The organism is aff. Roholtiella sp. LEGE 12411, assembly GCF_015206995.1.
GTDB lineage: Bacteria > Cyanobacteriota > Cyanobacteriia > Cyanobacteriales > Nostocaceae > Komarekiella.
The window spans coordinates 1-24,751 of sequence record NZ_JADEXR010000044.1; the positions used below are offsets into that span (position 1 = coordinate 1).

A 24,751-nucleotide genomic window follows, 5' to 3' on the forward strand; every position below is an offset into this window, starting at 1 on the left:
GGCATGGGGCGTGGGGCGTGGGGTATTGGAGATTGTATTAGGTAGGGATTAGTGGATTGAATATTGGATTGAGGATTAGATCCTAACCCTCAACGTAAGCCTGACAATTGGGAAGAGGTATTTGGGGATGGTGAGTTTGGAGATTTCATCAAACCAATCTTTGATACCCTTGACCTTTACTACAGCCAAGGAATTGACCCAAGAGCGATCGCTATCTCGTTCAAGCAGTTAGCGGAGAATAACCCAGAGGCAGATTTGCGAAGACAAAATGAGCGAACTTACAGCTATAACTGTCACATCCCAAAGAAACGGATATATTTAGTACATAAGAACTAATGATTGAGAACCTCGTTATTTATTGCTGATTATGGAGAATACATTTGAGCAATTTTTCTATCCCAAATGTGTTTTTTCTAGATCAATGTAATTTTTTACTCTTCTTACCTAAATTTACTTCCGTAATAACCGATTGTGACAGTTAAGTGTGCGGAATGTGGGTTAAAAGAATTCTTGCCCAATGCCCCATGCCCAATCCCCAATGCCCGAATCAAAATAAATATAAATACTAGTAAATTTACTGAAGACAACTCTTGAGTTGCTCACATAAATTTAAAAGTTATTTATAGGACGTTATTTTTGTAGGGATTTACTTAGGTAGAAAATTATGATAAGTTTACCTTGAATATCAAAAATTAAACAATTTCGGCGCCAATTTTTACAAATCAGCCTTTGTGCTGTACTTTCTGACAAACATGCCTCTAATAAGCAAGTTAATACAGAAAACCAATTTGTATAAAATTATGTAACATTAACTACTTGATAATCTACTCTCAACCTTAAGTTGCGATAATTTTTTTAAGATAATTAATAACGGTGGACATACTGTTAACAAGCAATATGAATGCAGGTCTGCAATTAGATAAAGTCGCTCTTTGGGCTTATACGCATCTGCACGCGCTGGCTACCACAAAAGCTTTGCATCTGGCAAAACACCAAGTACTGTCGTTGTGGGTAAAAGAGATGGTTATTGTTGAGGCGATTGAGCAACGTTCACGCTCGATGATCGCAGAGTTAGGAGATGGGATCTGGGAGTTGTTTTAATTCTTCCTCCGTAAATTGTAATTTTGATTCCTGACTCCACACTTTTAAGTTGTGAATTGTTTTGATATGACTTATACCAAGAACGCCTTGCCTGAATTTCTTACTGCTTTGGAGGGTTTTGACCAACTACCAGAGGAGGCGATCGCCAATCTATCACAACAATTACAGGCTTGGCGCTATCGCATCGGTCAAAAAATCATCGGTAAAGACCAACTCCCTGAACAAGTAACAATTATTTACGAGGGACAAGTACGCCTGTTGGGTTATGATCCCCACACGCAAATGCCAATTACCTTAAAATTGCTGCAACCAGGAGCAATTATCGGCGAAATTGGTTTGTTACGTCAGGTCGCTTGCGAGACAGCGATCGCCTCTACCGAACTAGTATGTTTAAGCTTGAGTGCTGCTGAATATTTCAATCTCCTCTCTTCATACCCAGATTTTGCCAATATTCGCAAAAACAACAGTTCTTTAGTAGAAATTTTTGATATTCTCAGCCTACAGTTGGCACAGCAAGCTAATGCTGCTTTAAATCTCAAAGACCTGACTGAGAAAGCTTTAGCAGGAGCAAAAATACATTACCTTCAGCCAGGAAAAACTCCATTCAACCAATTGGATAGTGAAAACATCTGGTTTGTTAGTGGTAGTGGTACAGTTACAAATTTCCCTGTTGGCTCTCGCTTAGAATTGAGCGATGCAACAGACGTGATTGATGTTGTTGGGCGAAGTCCCGCACGTTTGATTGGTGTACGACCGTTAGATTTGTTCTTGCTTGATAATAATCAGGTAGAGCTTGAAGTAAATGTAAATGACACCGAACCAAATGGCACAGATGAGCTAGAAATTCCCTACGCCTCAACCGCAGAAGCTCCCCACTCAGACCCTTATGCGTCACAAGATAGACAAAAACATAAAAAATTCCCGTTTGTTCGTGGTAAGGGAGAATTAAATACCGCCTTCGCCTGTTTTCAAATGCTCACGAAGCACTTGGAAATGCCATTTCGTCGGGAGGTGGTTCGCCGCATCTTAACTGAGCAAATCAAACGCCAGGGTACTATATCTTTTCAAGTTACTGCTTATTTAGCAGAGTTAATTGGACTCAAAGCGCAGTTAATAGATTTACCCATCGCCTCAGTGACGCGCATTCCCACACCCGCGCTGATTCGCTATGGTGATAGTTTTGCAGTCTTATATGCAGCAGATGCGAGCACTATTGTTGTGGGTGTACCATCTCAAGGAATTGTGCGGTGCAAACCCTCTCAATTCGTTGACCAATTAGATGTTGATGAAACCAATTTACCGCCGCAAGTCAGGGTATTGCTGCTCGCTTCCACCAAAGATACACCCAAAGAGCGCTTTGGTTTGCGGTGGTTTTTGCCCTATTTATCACGTCACCGCCGAGTCCTAATAGAAGTCTTTATTGCTTCCTTTTTCGTGCAGTTAGCAGCGCTAGCAAATCCGCTAGTCGTTCAGTTAATTATCGACAAAGTTATCGCTCAAAACAGTATTAGTACTCTGCATATTTTGGGCATTCTGCTATTAGTAGTAGGACTATTTGAAGCAGTATTGACCACCTTGCGAACTTACTTATTTGTCGATACTACAAACCGCATCGATATGGGTTTGGGGTCACAAATTATTGACCATTTACTACGCTTACCGCTGCGCTATTTTGAACGCCGACCAGTGGGTGAGTTGGCTACTCGGATCAACGAATTAGAAAATATCCGCCAGTTTCTCACAGGTACTGCTTTAACAGTAGGATTGGATGCTGTCTTTTCGGTAGTTTATATCGGTGTGATGCTGATTTATAGTTGGCAACTAACCTTGGTAGGTTTAGGCACAATTCCAGTGTTTGTGATTATCACTTTAATGGCCTCGCCGACCATTAGCAGACAATTACGTGCTAAAGCCGAACGCAACTCCGAAACTCAATCTTATTTAGTTGAAGTAATGTCGGGGATTCAAACGGTAAAAGCACAAAATATTGAATTGCGATCGCGCTTTTCTTGGCAAGAGCGTTATGCTCGTTTTGTAGCAGCAGGCTTTAAAACCGTTGTAACTTCTACCCTGGCCAATTCTACCAGCAACTTTCTCAATAAACTCAGCAGCTTAATGGTTTTGTGGGTGGGAGCTTATCTGGTACTCAAAGGAGAGTTAACTTTAGGCGAATTAATTGCCTTTAGAATCATATCGGGTTACGTTACAAGTCCCATATTACGCCTAGCTCAACTTTGGCAGAGCTTCCAAGAAACTGCATTGTCTTTAGAGCGTTTAAGTGATATCGTCGATACGCCCCAAGAAGCAGAAACAGACCGTCAAAATATTCCCTTACCTACGATCGTCGGAGCAGTGAAATATGAGAATGTTTCCTTCCGATTTGCGCCGAGTGGGCCTCTACAACTGATTAATGTCAATCTAGAATTTGCTCCCGGAAAATTTGTCGGCATCGTCGGCCAAAGTGGCTCTGGTAAAAGTACGATGATGAAGTTACTGCTGAGGCTTTACGAAACAGAGTCTGGCAGAATTTTGATTGATGGTTACGACATTTCCAAGGTAGAGCTTTATTCGTTACGGCGACAGGTTGGTGTAGTTCCCCAAGAGTCGCTGTTATTTGATGGCACAGTTCAGGAAAATATTGCCTTGACAAATCCCGATGCTACAACCGAGGAAATTATTGAAGCGGCTAGGGTTGCCGCTGCCCACGAATTTATTATGAGCTTGCCCAACGGTTATAATACGCGAGTGGGTGAACGTGGTGCGGCACTTTCAGGTGGACAACGACAAAGAATTGCGATCGCCCGCTCAGTTTTACAACGACCAAAATTATTAGTTCTAGATGAAGCAACTAGCGCTTTAGATTATCCCACAGAACGACAAGTCTGTCTCAATTTAGCCAAAGCATTTCAGGGTGATACAGTATTTTTTATTACCCACCGTTTGAACACCGTGAGTAATGCAGATGTTATTGTCGTGATGGATGGTGGTAGGGTGATAGAACAAGGAAGCCATCAAGAACTAATGGCTTCTAAAGGTCATTATTATTACCTGTATCAGCAACAAGAAGTAAATTTGTAATTAGTAGGGGCAAGGCATCAGTAGATACTCCTTGTGCCCAGATTAGTTAAGTGTCATATTTTTAACGCCAGAGGTTGTCCAGAGTCAAAGGTCAAAAGTCCAAAAAATCTTGACCCTTGACCCTTGACTCTTATACCAGAAGCCTTGTGTGCCAGTTGCGTAAGTCCTAAAGTACTAATTCTCAATCCAATCATCCAACATCTAAAATCACTATGGCTCTTATAAACGGTAATAAACTCAACGGTAATCATAAAAACGGCAAGCAAAAAAACGGAGTCAAGCGAGATTCACAGGTAGTTACAGATCAACGTAAGGCTGCTAAACAGCCATTAATTACCTCAAATGATTCTAACTTTGAGCAATCTGTTGTTTTACGCCAATCTCCAGTTTGGTCACGTACAATCATGGTGACTCTAGTGGGATTAGCCTGTTTTGGTATTGGTTGGGCTTGTTTAGCCAAAATCGAGCAAGTGATACCAGCGACAGGTCAATTAAAGCCGGAAGCTACAGTTAAAGAGGTTCAAGCTCCGGTGAGTGGAGTAGTCAAAGAGCTTTATGTGAAAGATGGGCAACAGGTAAAGTCAGGAGATTTGCTGCTGACTTTCGATTCTATCGCCACCGTTGCTGAATTAAATTCCTTAAACAAAATTCGCACTGCTTTAAATCAAGAAAACCAAATTTATCGCCGATTGATGGGAGCAAGTTCTGGTACAGCATCTGAACTGCAATTTTTGCGCGGTAAACTGTCACAAGAAGCGACTTTTCTCTTAAAAAGTCGCGCATCGTTAGTTGCAGAAAATCAATTATTGCGAACTCAATTAGAGAATTTTGGCCAAGGTACAGGACTAGGAGTTGATGAGCAAGAACGTATACAAGTTGCCAAAAGGGAATTAGACTCTCGCTCAGCAGCAGGGCAGTTGGAAGTAGAAAAAACTAAAAAACAACTTGCTCAAAATGAAGTAAAACTAGAAGATACTAAAGCAAGTTTAGCCATCCAGCAAAGGATTTTAGATAAACTTAAAATCTTGGCAGAAGAAGGTGGTGTTTCTCAGCTTCAGTATCTTAACCAGCAACAACAAGTACAAAGTCTCGCAGCAGAAGTAGCACAATTATTTCAAGAAGGACAACGCCTCAAGTTTGATATTGAAAAAGGGCGACAAAACTTAAACAATACTGTGGCTGCTTCTGATAAAGGTATTTTGGATAAGATAGGTGACAACAAAAAGAGCATTGCTGAAATTGATAGCCAATTCATGAAAGTTGTGCTGGAAAATGAACAACGTTTAGCAGATATCAATAGCAAAATCTCTCAAACCCGGTTAAACGTCAAATATCAAGAACTTCGCGCTCCTGTAGCCGGAACAGTTTTTGACTTGCAAGCAAAAAACCCTGGCTTTGTCGCGAATACCACGCAAAAACTCCTCCAAATTGTGCCCAACGATAACTATATCGCTGAGGTTTTCATCACTAACAAAGATATTGGTTTCGTACGCAAAGGAATGAAAGTAGATGTCAGGATTGACTCTTTTCCTTACAGCGAATTTGGTGATATTAAAGGAGAAGTAATCGGGTTGGGGTCAGATGCATTACCGCCAGATGAAACACATCAGTTTTATCGATTTCCAGCAAAAATAAAATTAGATAAACAATCCTTAAAAATTAGGGATAAAAATGTTTTCTTACAGTCAGGGATGTCGATTAGTGCCAATATTAAAGTGCGCGAAGAACGAACAGTGATGAGTTTGTTCACCGAGTTGTTTACTAAACAAGTAGAGACTCTCAAAGAGGTACGTTAATATTTGAAACTAGAAGGCATTAGGGAAGAGGTAATTAGTCAAGTTGTAGTTTATATTAAGAAATATTACCAATTCCCAATCTATCATCCAAAGTTTAGAATGATTTACCCCCAACGCATCGAACCCGCTCCCGGACAAGAATCAGTTTGGGATTACCCTCGTCCGCCTCGTTTGGAGGACACAAGCAAACATATCCAAATTATCTTTAATGGCGTAACAATTGTAGATACCAGTAGTGCGAAGCGTGTTTTAGAAACTAGTCATCCACCCTCTTACTACATCCCTCCTGCGGATATCAAAATGGAACATCTGCTATTGACGCCGCAATCTAGCTTTTGCGAGTGGAAAGGAGCAGCTGGTTACTACACAATCAGTGTAGATGATAAAGAAGTCCAGAAGGCTGCCTGGTTCTACCCCAACCCCACACCAGCTTTTGCATCTATTAAAGATTATGTAGCTTTTTATGTTCATCTCATGGATGCTTGCTATGTTAATGACGAAAAAGTACAACCGCAACCAGGTAACTTCTACGGGGGTTGGATAACTAGTGATATTGTTGGGCCGTTCAAAGGTGTCCCTGGCTCTTGGGGATGGTGAGGCTCATTCAGTTTTTACCAAAAGTCTTTATTACAGCAAATATTTCTTTGTTTATAGGGTAGGCATTATGATGCCTACCCTACTGTAGTCTATTCAGATAAAATCCACTGCAAATGTTGAATAGTCTAACACAACCGATAGGATTCCTATTTGATTTTTGAAAGAACTGCGTACACCTCTAACTCCCTTTTTTCCCATTTCCCATTCCCTATCCCCTATCCCCCATTCGGTGTCTCTACAAGTCAGCATTTTCATGAATCATACGTAGAGACGTTACATGTAACGTCTCTACAGGGTTTCGGGTTTTATTTATGTACTTCATATACCTGAAATCTGCTGTATGACTAAAGTCATTAATTTAAATGACTTTAGGCAGTAAGAATAATATATTTTTTAAATTAGCATTAAATCATAGTTCAATTTTGCAAGTAAAAACACACAAATTTTGTGGCTAGCGCTAATTTGGTGTGAGATATATGACCAAAATACTCAAGTTTAATGTTCAATTAATAATGGGAAAATTGCAGCGATTAATAATTATTTTAAGCATAGTTGGTGTATGCACTGCTTGTGATTCCACACAGCAAAATTCTACCCCAGACACTTCTGTAAAACTTGCTCCAGCTACATCTGTTGTAGCTCTGGGACGGATTGAACCTGAAGGTGAAGTAATTAAACTTTCAGTAGCCAATGCCCAAGACAGCCGTATTAACAAAATTTTAGTTAAGGAAGGTGACTTTGTAAAAGCAAATCAAGTAATTGCGATTTTGCAAGGAATCGATAATAGTGAAGCTGCTTTAAGAGATGCTTTGACACAAATGCAGCTAAAAAAGGTAGAACTTACAAAAGTGCAGCAAGGGGAGGCAAAGAAGGCAGAGCTGAAGGTACAAGAGGCGGCGATCGCACGTCTATATTCACAAATAGACACAGAAGTCAAGCAAAAAAAAGCTGTAGTTTCTAGTGCAGAAGCAGCTTTATATGAAGCCCAATTAACCTTTGAGCGTCGGCAAACTTTAGCAACCCAAGGAGCAATCTCTCGTGCAGATAGAGATGTAGCACAGCGTGAACTAGCAACTGCTCAAGCTACTCTAATTGAAAGAAAAGCAGATTTAGAGCAAACTACAAAAATCCTCCCAGTAGAAATTACCCAAGAAAAAGAAAGGCTAGCAGAGCTACTGGAAGTACGTCCAGTAGACATCAAGATTGCTCAGTTGGAATTTGAGAAAGCTAAGATTGCTGTTGATCAAAGAAAAGCAGATTTAGAAAATACTAAAGTACGAGCGCCCATAGCGGGACAAATTCTCAGAATTAATACTCGCATTGGCGAGCAAGTTAACATGACTCAAGGCATTGTAGAACTGGCTCGGACTAACCAGATGTTTGCAGTTGCCGAAATTTCTGAGACTGATATTGGCAAAATCCGTCCTGGACAACGGGCAACTATTACCAGCGAGTATGGCGGTTTTCCAAATGAAATTCGTGGTGCAGTTGAACAGATTGGTTTACAAATCGGTAGGAAATCACTCCAAGATGCTGCTGCTACCAACAGTCCAACTACCGACCAAAATGCACGTATTGTTGCAGTCAAAGTCCGAATTGATAAACAAGATAGTCCGAAAGTTGCTGGACTGACTAATATGCAGGTAAGAGTGAAACTTAACTTACAGCAAATAAATCAAATAAGTACTAAAAATTAGCTCCTAGCTGTTAACTATTTTGACCATTTTTTGACTTTTTTCAAACATTTTTGCACAAATGATCATTTAATTTTTTTGAGAATATTATCCTCTTTACATTAATCTTGTTATGACAAATATTACTTTGATAACAAATTAGCAGATTGAAGTAATTTATATCAAAACCATTTATTAAAGTCCTAATGAGTAAAAAAAATCAGTTTAAACTGATTTGATGAATAATTTGACCTATTTTAGTAGAGTTTAACTCTTAGGGATGAAATAAATGGATTTCCAAGTGCTCGCCCAAAGGTAATTGTTCTTGTCAATTAAGTGTAATTCGAGAGGAAGAGTGAAGTTATGAACGAGTACATTGCACATCAGTTTACTGATTATAATGTAATTACCAATCAGCTAGAGTTGTTCTTGTCAATTATGTTGGTAATTATGATTGTCGAAGTTTTTATCGACTTTTTTGCTAAGAAAAAGCGAGATTACAAAGAAACTTTAGCTAACTTTGGTGTCAGTGTAGGGAACCAGATCGTTGGTAGTATTGCTGGAAAAATTGTTGCTGGAATTGGAGTCTTATTCTTTTCAAATATAAGTCTCTTCAAACTTGAAGTGAATTGGTGGACATGGATTTTAGCATTATTGATTGTAGATTTATCGTACTACTGGCTACATCGAACCGAACACCGAGTACGATTGTTATGGATGAATCACAATGTACACCATAGTTCCACTGATTTCAATCTTTCAACATCAGTTCGACAAGGATGGTTTGATGACTTTACTTTGTGGACATTATTAATCCCCGCAGTGTATTTTGGCTTCAATCCTTTGCAATGCATTTTAGCTGGTGAAATTGTCGCATCGTACCAAATCTGGGTACATACCCAGAAAGTTGGTAAATTAGGATTCCTAGATGGAATATTAAATACTCCTTCTCTTCATCGAGTTCATCATGGTTCAAATCAGAAGTATATCGATAAAAACTACGGTGGAATGCTCATAATTTGGGATAGGTTATTCGGAACATATGAGCCTGAAACCGAAAAAGTTTTTTACGGACTTACTGAAAATGTCAATACCCACAATCCACTCAAGATTAACTTTATTGAACACATCAGGACTTTATCCCTATTCAGAAAATCTCAAGGTTTTATGGAAAAGCTTCAGAGTATATTTGGACCTCCAGAGTGGAAGCCTAAAGCGCTTATGAACAAGCGTAATTAACTATCTGTTCTTTTTTCAAACATCTAGTTGATTTGTAGGGTTTTCAACTATTAACTGTTTGTAGCTGTATCTAGCATTCAAGAGCAGCTACAACATTATCAAACTGTCTCTATGAAACAATTACATGTTTGCTAATAATGCATTTAAAAAAGCATCTATGTATGACTATTGTTTACATTCTGTCAAGAGTTGCTGTATATATCATCTTCTACTTTTTACCCAATGAAACCTTCTGAATTAAAATCATTTTTTGATAAATTGTTAGGTCAGCGTCCCCTTGCTGTAGCACAGCTATCTCATCAAAAAGTCCGCCTGACTGTAGCAATGGGGGGAATTGCTTTTGCTAATGTACTAATTTTTATGCAATTGGGTTTTTTATCACTCTTTAGTGGAGGAGCAACCGCATTACCAAAAAGTATGAAGGGAGATTTATTCTTACTAAATTCCAGCACAGAATTTTTAGGTTCTAATAGTTTTGATCTCATTCGTTTATATCAAGCAGCAGGAATCAAAGGTGTTGTTAACACTATTCCGGTTTATATAACTACGTCGACACCTTGGGCTTATTCTCAAGAAAAAAAATCATTTGAAGCCCGCGTTTACGCCTTTAATCCCTCGCAACAAGTATTTTCTATTCCAGAGGTTATCAAACAACAAGCTCTCCTTAATATCCCTAATAGTGTTTTATTTGATCGTATGGCTAAACCTGACTTTGGCCCTATTCCCCAACTCTTTACCAATAAAGATAATGTGACTGCTGTACTCAACAATCGTCGTATTTCTGTTGTGGGGCTATTTAATTTGGGAAATTCTTTTTTCTTAGGCTCAGGTAATCTGATGATGAGTGAAGTCACATATACCAATTTGTTTGGAGAAAATGCCCTCAATCAAGTGAGTATTGGAGTGGTAGATTTAGAAAAAAGTGCCGATATAAAAGCAGTTAAAGCAGCAATTGAAGCAAATGTTCCTGGTATTAAAGCATATACCCATGAAGAACTGATTGCAAAAGAATTAAAGTTTCAAGAAACTACTGCTGTTGGCCCCATTTTCAGTTTTGGTGCCATTATGGGGTTTATTGTCGGGGTTGTAATTGTCTATCAAGTTCTCTACGCTGATGTTAACGATCACTTAGCAGAGTATGCTACGCTCAAAGCAATGGGTTATTCCGATATTGCACTGTTAGGAGTGATTTTTACCGAAGCAATCATTCTTGCTGTATTAGGATTTATTCCTGGGTTTGCTGTCTCTTTTTGGATGTATGGCTTTCTTGGTAATCTAACGCGCTTGGAACTGATAATGAGTGCTGAGATAGCAAGCACTGTTTTTATTCTCACGATTATTATGTGTGTAATGTCTGCGGCGATCGCTTCCGGAAAACTTCGCTCTGCTGACCCAGCCGATGTTTTTTAAATTGGCGATCGCATCAGTTTTTAGCAGTTTTTATATAAAAAGTGAATAATTGGTGAGCCTTTAAAAATGAATGCAACCTTGTTAAAAACTCAAGTCATTTCTATCCGAAATCTCAATCATAGTTTTGGGAATGGAGCCTTGCAAAAACCCGTACTTATGGATATTAATTTGGATGTGAACCCAGGTGAAATTGTAATTTTGACTGGTCATTCTGGTAGTGGTAAAACAACCTTGCTCACTTTAATCGGTGCATTACGCTCAATGCAACAAGGAAGCCTGCAAGTGTTGGGTGAGGAATTGAAAGCAGCTAGTAAGAAAAAACTTATACAGGTTCGTAGTCAGATTGGCTTTATTTTCCAGGCGCATAATTTACTCAAGTGTCTGACTGCTTGGGAAAATGTTTCTATGCCACTAAAGTTACACAAACATCTTTCTGTGAATCAACGTAAAGAATACTCAGTGGCAATGTTGGAGTCCGTGGGTTTAGGAGATCGTGTGAATTACTATCCAGAAAACATTTCTGGTGGACAGAAGCAAAGAGTTGCGATCGCTCGTGCGTTAGTGAGTCAGCCAAAGTTGGTTTTGGCTGATGAACCAACGGCTGCTCTTGACAGTAAATCTGGTCGAGATGTGGCAGATATTATGCAGCGACTGGCAAAGGAACAGAAGTGCGCTATTTTACTTGTAACCCACGATAATCGGATTTTAGATATTGCTGATCGGATTATTCACATGGAAGATGGTCGTGTTAAGCAATTGGAAATCTGACTTATCTCGTGGTTCACTTAATTATCTCTACGCACTCAAATGAATCTAATCTGGTTTCTAATCCGTACTTCCTGGCGGTTAATAGTAATTTCTCTAATTTTGGGTACTATCAGTGGTGCTTGTAGTGTTTTGCTCATCGCCCTGGTTAACGACACCATTAATGCTAAAAATCCAATTAACAATCAACTTCTCTGGAATTTTCTGGAGTTGGTAATTGTGATGATGATTACAGGGACACTTTCTCAATATTTCCTGGTTCGTCTATCTCAATCAGCCATTGTTAGACTTAGGCAGCGTCTGGTAGATTGGATTTTGGCTTGTCCTTTGCGTTATGTAGAAGAACTGGGAGCTAGTCGGTTGTTAGCAACCTTGACTGATGATGTGGACAAAATTTCTGATTCTGCGATCGCTCTACCATTTCTATTCATTGATCTTGCATTAATTATTGGTTGTTTAGCTTATCTAAGTATTCTTTCATGGCAAATCTTTCTCGGCATATTCATCTTTCTTTTGCTAGCAGTAGCAGTAATTCAGATTTTTTTAACTAGGTCTGAAAAATTGATGGAACTTGCTCGCGAACAGCAGGATTATATGTTCAGACATTTCCACACAATTATAGGTGGGATTAAAGAACTCAAACTCAGCACCTCTCGTCGTCAAGCCTTTGTGACACAAGAATTTCAAGTCACTGCGGAATTGAGACGGCGTTACAACGTCATTAGTATTACCCTTCTAGGATTTACCTCTTATCTTGGTCAACTTTTCTTTTTTACTATCTTAGGTATGTTGCTATTTGTTATTCCAAAATTTACAGGAATTAATACAACAATCCTATCTGGATATGCTCTAGTGATTACCTTTTTAAACGATCCAATCTCCAATATTTTGCAGATGTTTCCACAGATGGTTCAGGGAAGTGTTGCCATCAATAAAATTAATAATTTAGGATTAGCTCTAGCCAGTCGTTCTGAAATTATTTCAAATGAACCTACTAATTCACCATCATCTTTTCACAAACTTGAACTAGTTGATGTTAAGTATTCTTATCTTCGAGAGGGTGAATCCCAAAACTTTTTATTAGGCCCAATTAATTTGACATTTCGTCCGGGTAATTTAATTTTTATCATTGGTGGCAACGGTAGTGGAAAATCTTCACTTGCTAAAATAATTACAGGTTTATATATTCCAGATTCCGGTGAAATTGTTCTGGATGGTAAACCAATAACAGGAAATAATCGAGAGCAATACCGCCAGTTATTTTCTACTGTCTTTTCTGATTTTTATTTATTTGAAAAACTCTTGGGGATGAATTCTAATAATCTGAATGCTGAAGCTTATGAGTATCTGAAAAAGCTTCAATTAGAACACAAGGTTGAGATTAAGGAAGGTTCGCTGTCAACTATAAATCTTTCTCAAGGACAACGTAAAAGGTTGGCACTTCTGACAGCATACTTAGAAGATCGCCCAATTTATTTATTTGATGAGTGGGCCGCCGATCAAGACCCCTACTTTCGAGAGATATTCTACAACCAGCTTTTACCAGAACTTAAGCATCAAGGCAAAACTATCTTGGCGATTACACATGATGATCGCTATTTCCACTTGGCAGATCAGTTAATTAAACTAGATTATGGCAAGGTAGTAGAGAAGTAGTAATTAGTTATGCTAATAAAAATTTCCCAACTCAACACTGATGAATGAAATCAAGAACACTTTACCTTCTATTCGCCGTACTCTTCTATATGCTGAATGGACACTTTTGTTCGTAACTACTTTTATTTATTTAACGACTAGTACAATTTATTACTTACCAAATATACCTAAATTAACAATTTTCCCATTTGTATGTGCTTTTGGATTATTAAGTCTAATATTTCCGGTTGACCGTAATATTAATCAAAAAAGAGCATATATTTTTTTAGAAATTTTACTAGTATTATTCATTAGGTTAATTGGTTTTAATTTAGACACAATATTAATCTACATTATTATTGCTAAAAGTTGCTTTCTATTGGGTCGCAAAGACGTAATTATAACTGTAATAGCTACAGGATTAGGTTGGAGTTTCATATCATTTTTAACTTTTCCTCTAGCAATCGAGTGGTTGAGTTCTGCTAGTCCTCCGACTGCGGATGATACTAGACGAATTATTATAGACTCTCTTATTCAGGATGTTGGTTACTACTTAGCAGCTAGTGTGTTTGTAATTTTAATGAGCTTTGTTGTACTTGCAGAACAAAAAAGCCGTGAGCAAGCAATTGCTCTTGCTCAAGAAGTAGAAGTCTTAGCTGCAACTTTGGAGCGTACCCGCATTGCTAGAGAAGTCCATGATTCTCTAGGACACACACTCACCACTCTTGATGTGCAATTAGAACTGGTACAAAGATTACGCCAGCGCGAACCTGAACAAGCTATACAAGCTCTAGATACTGCCAAAATCCTCGCAAAACAATGCTTACAAGATGTGCGTATAGCAGTACAAACAATGCGCTCAAAAGATTTTAATCTCAATGAAGCTTTGAAGACTTTAATAGAACAGGTGAAACAAAACCAACGTTTTACTATTCGTATAGATGTGAATCTGCCAAAATTGCCTCTTCAAACCAGCCATCAACTCTATTGCATTGTGCAGGAAGGACTTACTAATATTCAAAAACATGCTCATGCTTCTTGTGTAACGCTGCGGGGTTACTCTACTGTTTCTGCTATTATCCTGGAATTGACTGATGACGGTAGAGGCTTTGACTGTGAGCTTGTTCGTTCGGGGTTTGGACTGCGGGGAATGCAAGAACGGGTGCAACTACTAGGTGGTGATCTGGAAATTAATACTGAGCTAAGTAAAGGTACTTCTATTCAGGTAATGGTTCCACTGCACGATAATTAGCGATGTATTTTAAAGTCAGTAGACCGAAAACTTTTGCCCACATCAAAAATTAGTAGTGTATAATACCGTTTTTGGAGAAAAGTGTAAAAGCTAATTGCTTGGGAATAATGATAAATTTAGCTTATGAAGAAGCCCCAAAAACCAACTAAAATCAGCCGGATTTCCCTTGATGTAAAAGACTCAGCATTGAGATGGTTGAGGCATTGGGAGTTTGGGAGAGTGCTGCAATATGCGCTTTAGTTGAAGTGCGATCGCGCTACTACTCCCAATCAACCAGCACCCCATAACCCCAGTTTTTTGAATAAACTGGGGTTATCGTATCCTGACTAACCTGATTAAGTTATGGCGCAACCTTTACTTTGACATTACAGGCTCTTTAGCTAAGAAAGAATCGTATGCGAAAAGACCTATAATTACGATGGCGATCGCAATCAGTCCTGCTAACCCAGTCATCCCAACCGTCAAATCATTTCCTCCCTTAATCAGTGAAATAGGAAGTGCAGCAAGTGCATTAGTTGTGCCATGCATAATAGCCGCCGCAATCACTGATTTTGATTTGATTCTGATGTAACTATATATAGGGGATAACAATAAAGTCAAAATTGTCATCATGAACACGCCAAGTTGGGGATGCTGAGGATAATTATGTCCTTGTAAAATTAATGGAGCGTGCCATACTCCCCAAGTTAGACCGATAATTGCTGATGACTTCCAGAATCCCATAAAATTAAGTTCTGTTTGCATAAGTCCTCGCCAGCCTAATTCTTCACCAAAACCAAAAACGGCGTTAATTGTCACACCTGCAATCAAACCTTCTAATATATTTGTCAATATCAAGGCATAGCTTGGCACAGCAGCTAAATCGCTTTGGATTTGTTTTAATTGTTCTGGCGTAACTACAGATTTAATCCGCTCTAATGCCTCTGAAGTAGTTGGAGAGTATTCAACGCCAGGAAATAGTAAGCTAATACCTAAAGCAGCAAGTACAATTATTACAGGTAGTAGCAATGCTACCAAAAACCACTTATTTAACTTCCAAGATAATCCTAACGATTTTAAGGATTGTTTATCAACGAACTTCTGGATAACAATAGTAACAAGCATCGGAACAAACATATAGAGCGCAGTCACAATCCATGAACCAGGCATGATCCATTTGCCGCCGAGTGCAAAGTAAAGAGCTATCAAAAGATAATTACTAACCAAGGTAAAAACAATAAAGAGCAAAACCTTTTTTATGTTTCTATTCATTGTTTTGGCTGTTTTAATTCCATTAATATTTAATTTTATAACTTGACTCCTCCCTGTTGTAATTTCTTAAAGGTGTCAAGAATAAAATCAATAATCCGGCGTTTTTTTTAGCGATATCTTCTTTGTATACGACTTGAATTTCCGAAACAATTCCTTCATGAGTTAACTTACGAAATCTTTTAACTTCCTTCTGGGCACTTGCTAAACTACTCTCTGCTATCTTAATTACGTCTTGATTATAGTCAAGAGTCATTTTTGCCTGATCAACTTGAGCTAGTTTTTCTTCTTTTTGTAAATTATACGGATTCATAATAGTCTGATAGCTTTGCCGGGCTTGGTCAATTTGAACCTGCTTTTCTAACTCTTGAGCTTGATTTTGTTGTCGTTGTGTCGCCAAAGCTACAGCTAATTGATTCTTTAATAAATTTGACTGCGATCGCCGATCACGCAAGCGATTGATACTAAATTGTTTTCCCCAATATCTAGATACCATCACCAAACAAGCTACACCACAATCTGATGCACTTTGTTCAGCAAAAAAAGGATAGCGCCTAATCACCCTTTGCCATAAATGCCCGATTCGTTGTGTGGGAGTGGGTAATATACATAGTTTTATAACAAATGAGTGTAATTACCGCTGGATGAAATGATTTGAAATCCCAATCCTGGTATGAGCAATCATTTGATAAATCAATGAACTGATTCGATATACTTCTTTAAGTACTTGACACATTGTACTTTACACTCATCTTGTAAGATTATTTCTTTTTTCAGATCATCAATTGCAATTAGGTCAGCAACATTTTTATTTACATTAATTGCTCTATAAGCTCTATAAGTTTTACTGTGAAAAGCTTTTAAAGCTTTATAACTAACTCAAATCAAAAAGGTACTTGTGTAACTATACAGACATTCAAACTTGGTTAATCATATTTATATGACATTTAATCAACGACTACATGCCAATGCTAATTGAGTTGAGCGTGCTTAACGTTTCTCGATGAGGGTTGAGCGAATAGTATGAATTATATCTATTCACAAATCTTATGCTCAACATCAAGAGGTTTGCAATTATGAATGCAAAAAACATGGAAATTGGAAAATAATACATACCGTATAGCTTCAACTATTGGGCTGATATCACTTAATAACTGACAGTACTTCTGTATTGTCTTATTCAGGTAGTGTTGTGCTTGTTCTAGCCTGAGTCATCTCGCAAATACACAACTGCAACTTCATGATTGATAATGGTCTTTTTCCTAAAACTAATATTGCTCATACACCCTTGAAATGGAAAGGGTCAGATTATCTACTCAAAACAGATGCCAAGCAAATTGAGCACTGTTTACACGATATAGACACACCATTCTATATATTGCACACTGGTTCTAGTATTGCGCTTGCAACAGGTGGGGAAATCTCGCCTATAGGAAATTACAATTGCTTAGGCTTAATACCAGCTTTTAATTCTGCATGTCTTGGTAGTGATGCTTTTAAAAAAGCTCATGGCACAAATTATGCATACCAAGCAGGGGCTATGGCTAATGGTATTGCTTCGATTGATTTGGTAACTTCCCTAGGTAGAAAAGGATATTTAAGCTCGTTTGGTGCAGCAGGTTTACCTTTGAAGACAGTGGAAGAAGCAATCACAACCCTCCAAGCTACTCTTCATGATGCTCCCTATGCTTTTAATCTTATTCACAGTCCTTCCGAACCCAACTTGGAAAGAGAATGTGTGGAATTGTATTTAAAGTATGGAGTAAAAACGGTAGAAGCGTCTGCTTTTATGAACTTAACGCCTAATATCGTTTATTATCGCGCTGCTGGACTTTTCCAAGGTAGTCATGGCGAGATTATAGCTAGAAATAACATTATCGCTAAAATTTCTCGCAGAGAAGTTGCGGAAGTCTTCATGAAGCCAGCACCAGAGAAGATACTCCAAGATTTGGTATCAAAAGGTCTAATTACTACAGAGCAAAGTGCTTTAGCTCAAAAGGTTCCTGTAGCTAGTGATATTACTGTAGAAGCCGATTCGGCGGGTCACACAGATAACAGACCACTTGTTTGTTTACTGCCTTTGATTCAAGAGATTAGAAACCGCATCCAAAAAGAATACAAATACGAAAAAAACATTAGAGTAGGAGCGGGAGGTGGAATAAGCACACCTCAAGCGGTCTTAGCTGCTTTTGCGATGGGAGCAGACTATGTAGTGACTGGTTCAGTGAATCAAGCTTGTAGAGAGTCTGGAGCATCGGAAATCGTCAAAGCCGCATTAGCCCAAGCAGATATTGTAGATGTTGCTATGGCTCCCGCCGCAGATATGTTTGAAATGGGCGTAAAAGTACAAGTCCTGAAAAGAGGAACGCTTTTTGCTATGCGTGCCCAGAAACTTTATGAAATTTATCGACAATATGATTCTATCGATGAAATTCCCTTGATAGAAAGGAACAAAATTGAAGAACAGCTGTTTCAAAAAAATTTAGATACGGTGTGGGATGAAACTGTTCAGTTTTTCCAAGAGCGTGACCCTAGTCAAATTCAGAAAGCTTTAGAAAACCCTAAGAAGAAAATGGCCCTCATTTTTAGATGGTATTTAGGAAAATCATCTTTTTGGGCTAAAGCTGGAATGCAAGAACGAAAAATGGACTATCAAGTATGGTGTGGCCCAGCAATGGGAGCATTTAATGAGTGGGTAAAGGGTTCTTACTTGGAGAAACCAGAAAACCGTCATGTGATTGATATTGCTGAGCATTTAATGAAAGGTGCGGCTTATCTCTTCCGTATCCGTCAACTCAGCAGTTTAGGAGTAAATTATATTGATAGTTATGGAACTTATAAAGTTACACCATAATCTTTGAGTTCTTTAACTATATGTAATTGGAATAACAAAGCAGTAATCCAATTATCAAGACTTGCATTTTTTTTAAAGTCCTTGATTTTAATGGGCTTTTCTTGAAAATAATCGTTTCTAATTAGTCGCTCAACTTTTAGCAGGTTAGATATAAACAATGCCGAAACTTAAATTTCCTCAATCTCAACAAGCAGCTAGTCAAGTTAAGAAATATTTGCCTGGAGGAGTTCATTACAATTTTCGGTATGAAGGCAAAGATACCATCATACCTTTTAATAAAGGTAAAGGTTCAAGAGTATGGGATTTAGACAACAATGAACACCTTGATTTATTTTGTAAATTTGGTGCTTTGATTGTCGGACACAAAAATGAAGAATATAATGCAAAGCTAATCAATTACATTAATAAAGTTCTCTCTGTAGATCAATGTGATTTGGAAGAACGCGTTTGTGAACGCATTATTCATCATGTGCCTAGTGCTGAAATGGTACGTTTTGGGCTGAGTGGTACAGAAGCTATACAAAATGCTATTAGGCTTGCCAGAGCCTATGCAGGTAAGCCTAAATTTATCCGTTTCCAAGGGCATTATCACGGTAATGCGGACAACATTATGGGTGGTAAACCAACATCTTCTGAGTATCCTGTCCCTGTTGATTATGAAGGTGATTTCATGGGGACTGATGGACGTGCTCCTAATATTTTGGAAGAACAGTCTTTTCTGATTCCCTGGAATGATATCGACGTTTTAGAAAAGCTATTGCTATATCGTGGTGATGAAATAGGCGTTATTTTGATGGAGCCTATTTGTATTAATGGAGGTGGAATAGTACCTGCTCCAGGATATTTAGAGAAGGTTAGAGAACTCTGCGATGAATATCAAATAGTACTTATATTTGATGAAGTGATTACCGGTTTTAGAGTAGCTCTCGGTGGAGCACAATCCCTGTTAGGTGTTACACCTGATATTACTGTTTTTGCCAAGGCAATGGGTGGAGGAGCGCTACCAATGTCTGCAATTGTCGGCAAAAAGGAGATTATGCAACTCTATACGGATAGCAAAGTTATCCACGCCGGAACATTCAATGGTTATCCACTTGGATTAGCTGCTGTATTGGCAACCATTGAGTTACTGGAAAACGACCCATCATGTTATGAGAGAATGGGAAATTACCTGATGCAGATAGGTCAGTCTCTTGTGGATACTGCAAAAAGTGTAGGAATACCAATGGTGGCTCAAGGTGTACCCGGTGTTTTGGTTTTCCATTCTCAGGGAACACAACTTATTAAAGCCGAAGGTTATGACGAAAGTACTAAACTACGTGATATTTTGATTACACGAGTTTCTCGGAATTATGGCATACAATTTTCACCAGTTTCTAGATTTTTTAGTAACCTGCTCATGGATGATTCTGATGTAAGTTTCTTTAAGGAAAGAATAGGTGAAGTAATGGCTGACGTTGCCAGAATTAACGAATTGTTGTAAGGCTTGAGAAAATTCCTAATAATTAGCATGAGTAAAGCCATGCATACGCTTTGTTACATGGGATGTGAAGTGCAACAGCATGGTGTCCTATTCCAAAGCCTTTGATCAATTCAACTTTCCTGAAGTGATTATTAGGGCAAGATGAGGTTATAGTTAGCAAGCATAAATAAGCAACTAATTAAATCCTCATCTTCTCCTTTTCCTTATCCGGAGCAAATATAAATTTAGTTGCTTTTAGCCGATATTTTTGGAATACATGGCTTATCAAATGCTACAAATAATGCATATTTTTAATTAAATAAAATGCACAGTGGGTATCAAATGAAAAGTCAAGATAGAATAGCAGTTATCACCGGAGCAGCAGGGGGATTTGGACATCAAATTATTCTGCAATTGTTAGCAGCAGGGTTTTATGTAGTAGCAATAGATGCCTCTGAAGAGAAGCTGGCAAGATTGCAGACATATCTAGGGTCTTTTGAAAGGGTCGGCTTGTTTTTGATGGATGCATGTAATCTGCAAAGCATTCAGGAAGCTGGTGAGCAGATTATTAATTTATTTGGAGATCAGATTTTTGTTCTGGTTAACAATGCAGACATTATGGAGTCTACTCCTATTTTGTCGTCAGAACATCATGATAAAGTCAGGGAAATTATCGATACCAATTTGATAGGAGTTTATAATTGCACTAGCTTTTTCTCCAAATTCATGGTCAAAAGAAAGAGTGGACGCATTATTAACATTGCTTCTATTGCAGGTACTTGCGGAGCTTCCTTAGCCTCTGCTTATGCTGCTTCTAAAGCTGGGATGATTGCTGCTTCTAAATCTTGGGCTAGGGAACTAGGTTCTTATGGTGTGTGTGTAAATGCGATCGCACCGGGTGTCTGTAAAACCAATATGTTAGAACCTCCAGAGCAACAAGCGCGTTCTATTTCTGCAAAACAAAAAATATTGCTGAATTACATTCCTGGTGGTCGTTTTGGTACTCCTGAAGATGTGGCTGAAGTAGTTCTATTTCTAGCCACATGTAAAACCAATTATCTCAACGGAGCGATACTCGATTTAGACGGTGGTTTTAATAAGGGATAAATCTCATAGCTGAATTAACTTAGATGTTATTTATGAAAACTACATTTTTTATTGAAAGTCTTACAAAGACTATCAAGTAGATACAAGTAAAATACTTCAAAAATTCTCAATGATTGGTGTAAGAACTAGCAAGACATTTTGAAATTGATCAAGTGAGCAGTAACTATTAATGAATAATCAAGAGAAAATAGCAGTAGTCACCGGAGCAGCAGGCGGATTTGGACAGCAGATAGTTTTGCAATTGTTAGCAGCAGGATTTTGTGTGGCCGCAACAGATATCTTTGAAGATAAATTGGAAAGCCTACAGACTTATGTGGGCGCTTCTGAAAAACTAGGATTATTTGGTATGGATGTATGTGATTTGCAAAGCATCCAGCAAGCTGCTGAGAAGATTAATAAGTTGTTTGGGGATAATATTTACGTTCTAGTTAACAATGCAGGAATTTATGATCGTACTCCAGTTTTACTTGCAGAATATCATGATAAAGCCCGAAAGATTATTGATACCAATTTGATAGGGACATACAATTGCACCAGCTTTTTCTCTAAGTTCATGGTCAAAAGAAAAAAAGGACGTATTATTAATATCGCTTCTATTGCTGGAACTTGGGGAGCAGCTTTTGCTTCTGCTTATGCTGCTTCTAAAGCTGGGATGATTGCTGCTTCTAAATCTTGGGCTAGGGAACTAGGTTCTTATGGTGTGTGTGTGAATGCGATCGCACCGGGTGTTTGCCAAACTAAAATGTTAGACCATGCTGAGGAAGAAGAACGTTCTCTTTCGTTTCAAAAAAAGATGTTGCTGGATTATATTCCTGTCGGTCGTTTTGGAAATCCAGAAGATGTTGCTGAGTTAGTTCTATTTCTAGCCACATGTAAAACCGATTATCTCAACGGAGCAATGCTAGATTTAGACGGCGGCTTAAACATCGGTTCACTAGAAAGCGTAAATTTGATTTGAGTTGAATTTTCATTATGAGCCTTGTAGATTGTCAAAATATTTTCATAACAGGTGTAACAGGAGTTGTAGGAGGAAGACTCCTATACGAAATCCTTGTATCTACATCAGCAAATGTATATTGCTTGGTCAGAGCAGATAATGTTCAAAAAGCTCAACAAAGAGTTGTTAAGACTCTTGCAGTTTATGACCCAAAAAATCGGATGTATTCCCAGTTTGAATCAAGAATTAATGTTATAATTGGGGATATTACCAAGAAAAATTTTGGGCTAACAACTGAAGATTATTCTCAACTTTTACAGACGATTGATCAAGTTTTTCATGTAGCTGCAAACGTTAACATGGTAGCTAGTTATGAAAAATTAGCCGAGGTCAATCTCAGAGGTACTTCAGAAGTTATTGAATTTTGTTTAGCTGGTCAAATTCCCATGCTCCATACATCTAGTTATGGTGTAATGGGTAGTAACTCTATGGAGCCAGGATTCGTATTTAAAGAGAGCTACCTTGATATTGGGCAGACTTTTGAGGATCAAAATTATGAACTCACTAAGATGCAAGCAGAGCAGCGAGTTCATGAGGCTGGAAATCGAGGACTCAAATGGGTAATTGTCAGGCTTGGTGATATTCTCGGTGACAGTAAAACTGGCTGTTATCCGCTTATAGGCACAACTACTTCAGGTATATATTATGGTATTATCAAAACCATTGTTGACACCGGCCTATTCTTTTTCTTAAAAGATTACTTTTACGTAACACCGGTTGATTATGCAGCGCAATCTTCGCTTTACTTAGCGCTTAATCCAGAGGCTTACGGAGAAACATTTCACATTATTAATCCAGACAGTAAATCATTTTACGAGTTTGTTAATCTAATTGTGGATGTTGGTTACAGAGTCAAAATGCTTCCCTATGAACACTATATATCTCTATTTAGAGATAATGCAGTTTTCAAAGATGGGAAGATTTACAGTTCTTCTTTTGTTAACTTGTTGCTGTTCTCAGATCTTTTAACAGGTTCGGAAGCGACTCCTGAATTAGTAGATACATCAGTGGTGATTGATACAAGCAATGCAGAAAAGTTCCTTTCAAAGGCTGGTATTTTCTGCAAAAAGATTGATTTTGACTTAATCTCAACCTACTTAAACTACTGTGTTGAAAAAGGCTTTATCGCTTCTCCAGCTAACCAGGCTCCCCTTGCAACTATCAAAGATTAACCCTCAACGACATAGCGATACTCGCTAAAAGTCGTAGTATCTCATCAAGCACAGAGTTATCAAATAGTTGAGCGGGTGTTTTAAAAAAGTCTTTATGAGAGTTATATACTTTCTTGGACTTTTAAAACATCCTTTGAGGGACAGATTTCTACCACTGCTTATTAACTTCAAGAGAAAACCAATGACAAACAATTTGAGTACTTTGGATACAGTAACAGCTACAACTACAACTAATAAAACATCCCCTGTATGTTCTTACAATGAATGGGATTTGCTTGAAGAAGTTATCGTCGGCGTTGTGAATGGGGCGATGTTTCCATCTTGGCATACCATCTATCGGGTGACGATACCTGATGGTCAAGATAATCAAATGAATGAACTGAGCAAGCAGATAGAGCAATATCGACTTCCTTATCCAAAGAGGATGATTGAAGCAGCTACTAAAAACCTCAAAGAATTCGTCCATATTCTTGAATCTGAGGGGGTTGTTGTACGTCGGCCCGATGTTGTTGACCATTCTGCATCCTTCAGTACACCTGCTTGGAAAATACTCAATGGCTTTTGCTCTGCGAATCCTCGTGACGTATTTATAGTTATTGGGAATGAGATTATTGAGGCTCCTATGGCCGATAGGGGTCGTTATTTTGAAACTTGGGGCTATCGTTCTCTGCTCAAAGAGTACTTTAAGGGAGGAGCTAAGTGGACTGCGGTTCCTAGACCACAACTACTTGATGAACTGTATGATCAAGATTACAAATATCCGGTTGCTGGTGAAGATATACGCTTTGTAATCACCGAGTTTGAGCCTACTTTTGATGCAGCAGACTTTGTGCGCTTTGGTCGGGATATTGTTGTACAGAAGAGTCATGTTACCAATAGCTTTGGTATCGCTTGGTTACAACGTCATTTAGGTGATGACTATCGCATACATGTGGTAGATTCTCTTTGTCCACAAGCATTACACATTGATACCACCTTAGTTCCCCTAGCTCCAGGGAAGGTATTAGTGAATCCGGTTAACTTAGATGTTAATAAACTTCCTGACTTCTTAAAATCTTGGGATATCTTGATTGCACCTGAACCTAACAGGACACCCAAGACACTTTATGGAACAAATGTAATCAGCCATTGGGTAAACATGAACGTGCTGAGTCTAGACGAAGAGAGAGTCGTCGTCGAAAAATCTCAAGAGTACATGATTAAAGCACTAAAAGACTGGGGATTTAAACCTATCGTATGTGAGTTTGAAGATTATTATCCATTCTTAGGCTCTTTCCACTGTTCAACACTCGATGTGCGTAGGCGCGGTGTACTCAAGTCTTATGCTTAATTAGTTCCTTTTTTCACGCCATAGGTTAGAAACCT

17 protein-coding genes and 1 pseudogene are annotated in these 24,751 nt (G+C 38.4%); 16 read left to right on the forward strand and 2 right to left on the reverse strand.

Annotated features, from left to right (window positions below):
• Nucleotides 1-873: 873 nt before the first annotated feature.
• The 10 genes from IQ246_RS12360 to IQ246_RS12405 all read left to right on the forward strand — a co-directional run bounded on the left by IQ246_RS12360 (nucleotide 874) and on the right by IQ246_RS12405 (nucleotide 14,546).
• Nucleotides 874-1,101 carry a hypothetical protein gene (locus IQ246_RS12360; RefSeq protein ID WP_194003390.1) on the forward strand — a complete coding sequence of 76 codons (228 nt, stop codon included), beginning with the start codon at nucleotides 874-876 and terminating at the stop codon, nucleotides 1,099-1,101.
• A gap of 66 nt (nucleotides 1,102-1,167) precedes the next feature.
• On the forward strand, nucleotides 1,168-4,179 hold the full coding sequence (locus IQ246_RS12365; protein ID WP_194003392.1) for a peptidase domain-containing ABC transporter: 3,012 nt from the start codon (nucleotides 1,168-1,170) through the stop codon (nucleotides 4,177-4,179).
• A gap of 212 nt (nucleotides 4,180-4,391) precedes the next feature.
• On the forward strand, nucleotides 4,392-5,975 hold the full coding sequence (locus IQ246_RS12370) for an HlyD family efflux transporter periplasmic adaptor subunit (RefSeq protein ID WP_194003394.1): 1,584 nt from the start codon (nucleotides 4,392-4,394) through the stop codon (nucleotides 5,973-5,975).
• Nucleotides 5,976-6,074: 99 nt separating this feature from the next.
• Nucleotides 6,075-6,572 carry a DUF427 domain-containing protein gene (locus IQ246_RS12375; RefSeq protein ID WP_194003443.1) on the forward strand — a complete coding sequence of 166 codons (498 nt, stop codon included), beginning with the start codon at nucleotides 6,075-6,077 and terminating at the stop codon, nucleotides 6,570-6,572.
• A 476-nt stretch (nucleotides 6,573-7,048) separates the two neighbouring features.
• Entirely contained in the window at nucleotides 7,049-8,269 is a 1,221-nt protein-coding gene (locus tag IQ246_RS12380; RefSeq protein WP_244142008.1) for an HlyD family efflux transporter periplasmic adaptor subunit, read from the forward strand.
• A gap of 339 nt (nucleotides 8,270-8,608) precedes the next feature.
• Complete coding sequence (locus tag IQ246_RS12385) at nucleotides 8,609-9,484, forward strand: sterol desaturase family protein (RefSeq protein ID WP_194003396.1); 876 nt, start codon at nucleotides 8,609-8,611, stop codon at nucleotides 9,482-9,484.
• Between the two features lie 222 nt (nucleotides 9,485-9,706).
• Nucleotides 9,707-10,894, forward strand: coding sequence for an ABC transporter permease DevC (gene devC, locus IQ246_RS12390; protein WP_194003398.1), 1,188 nt, complete (start codon nucleotides 9,707-9,709; stop codon nucleotides 10,892-10,894).
• 66 nt (nucleotides 10,895-10,960) lie between these two features.
• Nucleotides 10,961-11,662 (forward strand): DevA family ABC transporter ATP-binding protein, encoded by a 702-nt coding sequence (locus IQ246_RS12395; protein WP_194003400.1) that lies wholly within the window; start codon nucleotides 10,961-10,963, stop codon nucleotides 11,660-11,662.
• Between the two features lie 39 nt (nucleotides 11,663-11,701).
• Nucleotides 11,702-13,315, forward strand: coding sequence for a cyclic peptide export ABC transporter (locus IQ246_RS12400; RefSeq protein ID WP_194003401.1), 1,614 nt, complete (start codon nucleotides 11,702-11,704; stop codon nucleotides 13,313-13,315).
• Between the two features lie 40 nt (nucleotides 13,316-13,355).
• Nucleotides 13,356-14,546, forward strand: coding sequence for a sensor histidine kinase (locus IQ246_RS12405; protein WP_194003403.1), 1,191 nt, complete (start codon nucleotides 13,356-13,358; stop codon nucleotides 14,544-14,546).
• 354 nt (nucleotides 14,547-14,900) lie between these two features.
• Here IQ246_RS12405 and IQ246_RS12410 read toward each other — a convergent pair whose 3' ends face one another.
• Together IQ246_RS12410 and IQ246_RS12415 are read right to left on the reverse strand one after the other, a co-directional pair.
• Entirely contained in the window at nucleotides 14,901-15,797 is an 897-nt protein-coding gene (locus tag IQ246_RS12410; protein WP_194003405.1) for a CPBP family intramembrane glutamic endopeptidase, read from the reverse strand.
• 442 nt (nucleotides 15,798-16,239) lie between these two features.
• A pseudogene (locus tag IQ246_RS12415) lies at nucleotides 16,240-16,395 on the reverse strand (cysteine peptidase family C39 domain-containing protein); the annotation flags it as partial.
• 639 nt (nucleotides 16,396-17,034) lie between these two features.
• Here IQ246_RS12415 and IQ246_RS12420 point away from each other — a divergent pair.
• The 6 genes from IQ246_RS12420 to IQ246_RS12445 all read left to right on the forward strand — a co-directional run bounded on the left by IQ246_RS12420 (nucleotide 17,035) and on the right by IQ246_RS12445 (nucleotide 24,716).
• Entirely contained in the window at nucleotides 17,035-18,648 is a 1,614-nt protein-coding gene (locus IQ246_RS12420) for a PfaD family polyunsaturated fatty acid/polyketide biosynthesis protein (protein ID WP_194003407.1), read from the forward strand.
• 157 nt (nucleotides 18,649-18,805) lie between these two features.
• On the forward strand, nucleotides 18,806-20,131 hold the full coding sequence (locus IQ246_RS12425; protein ID WP_194003409.1) for an aspartate aminotransferase family protein: 1,326 nt from the start codon (nucleotides 18,806-18,808) through the stop codon (nucleotides 20,129-20,131).
• Nucleotides 20,132-20,452: 321 nt separating this feature from the next.
• Nucleotides 20,453-21,217: an SDR family NAD(P)-dependent oxidoreductase gene (locus tag IQ246_RS12430; protein WP_194003411.1), complete on the forward strand. Its 765-nt coding sequence runs from the start codon at nucleotides 20,453-20,455 to the stop codon at nucleotides 21,215-21,217.
• A 169-nt stretch (nucleotides 21,218-21,386) separates the two neighbouring features.
• Entirely contained in the window at nucleotides 21,387-22,175 is a 789-nt protein-coding gene (locus tag IQ246_RS12435; protein WP_194003413.1) for an SDR family NAD(P)-dependent oxidoreductase, read from the forward strand.
• A gap of 14 nt (nucleotides 22,176-22,189) precedes the next feature.
• Nucleotides 22,190-23,386, forward strand: a complete 1,197-nt coding sequence (locus tag IQ246_RS12440) for an SDR family oxidoreductase (RefSeq protein ID WP_194003415.1) — start codon at nucleotides 22,190-22,192, stop codon at nucleotides 23,384-23,386.
• A gap of 181 nt (nucleotides 23,387-23,567) precedes the next feature.
• Entirely contained in the window at nucleotides 23,568-24,716 is a 1,149-nt protein-coding gene (locus tag IQ246_RS12445; protein ID WP_194003417.1) for an amidinotransferase, read from the forward strand.
• Nucleotides 24,717-24,751: the final 35 nt, after the last annotated feature.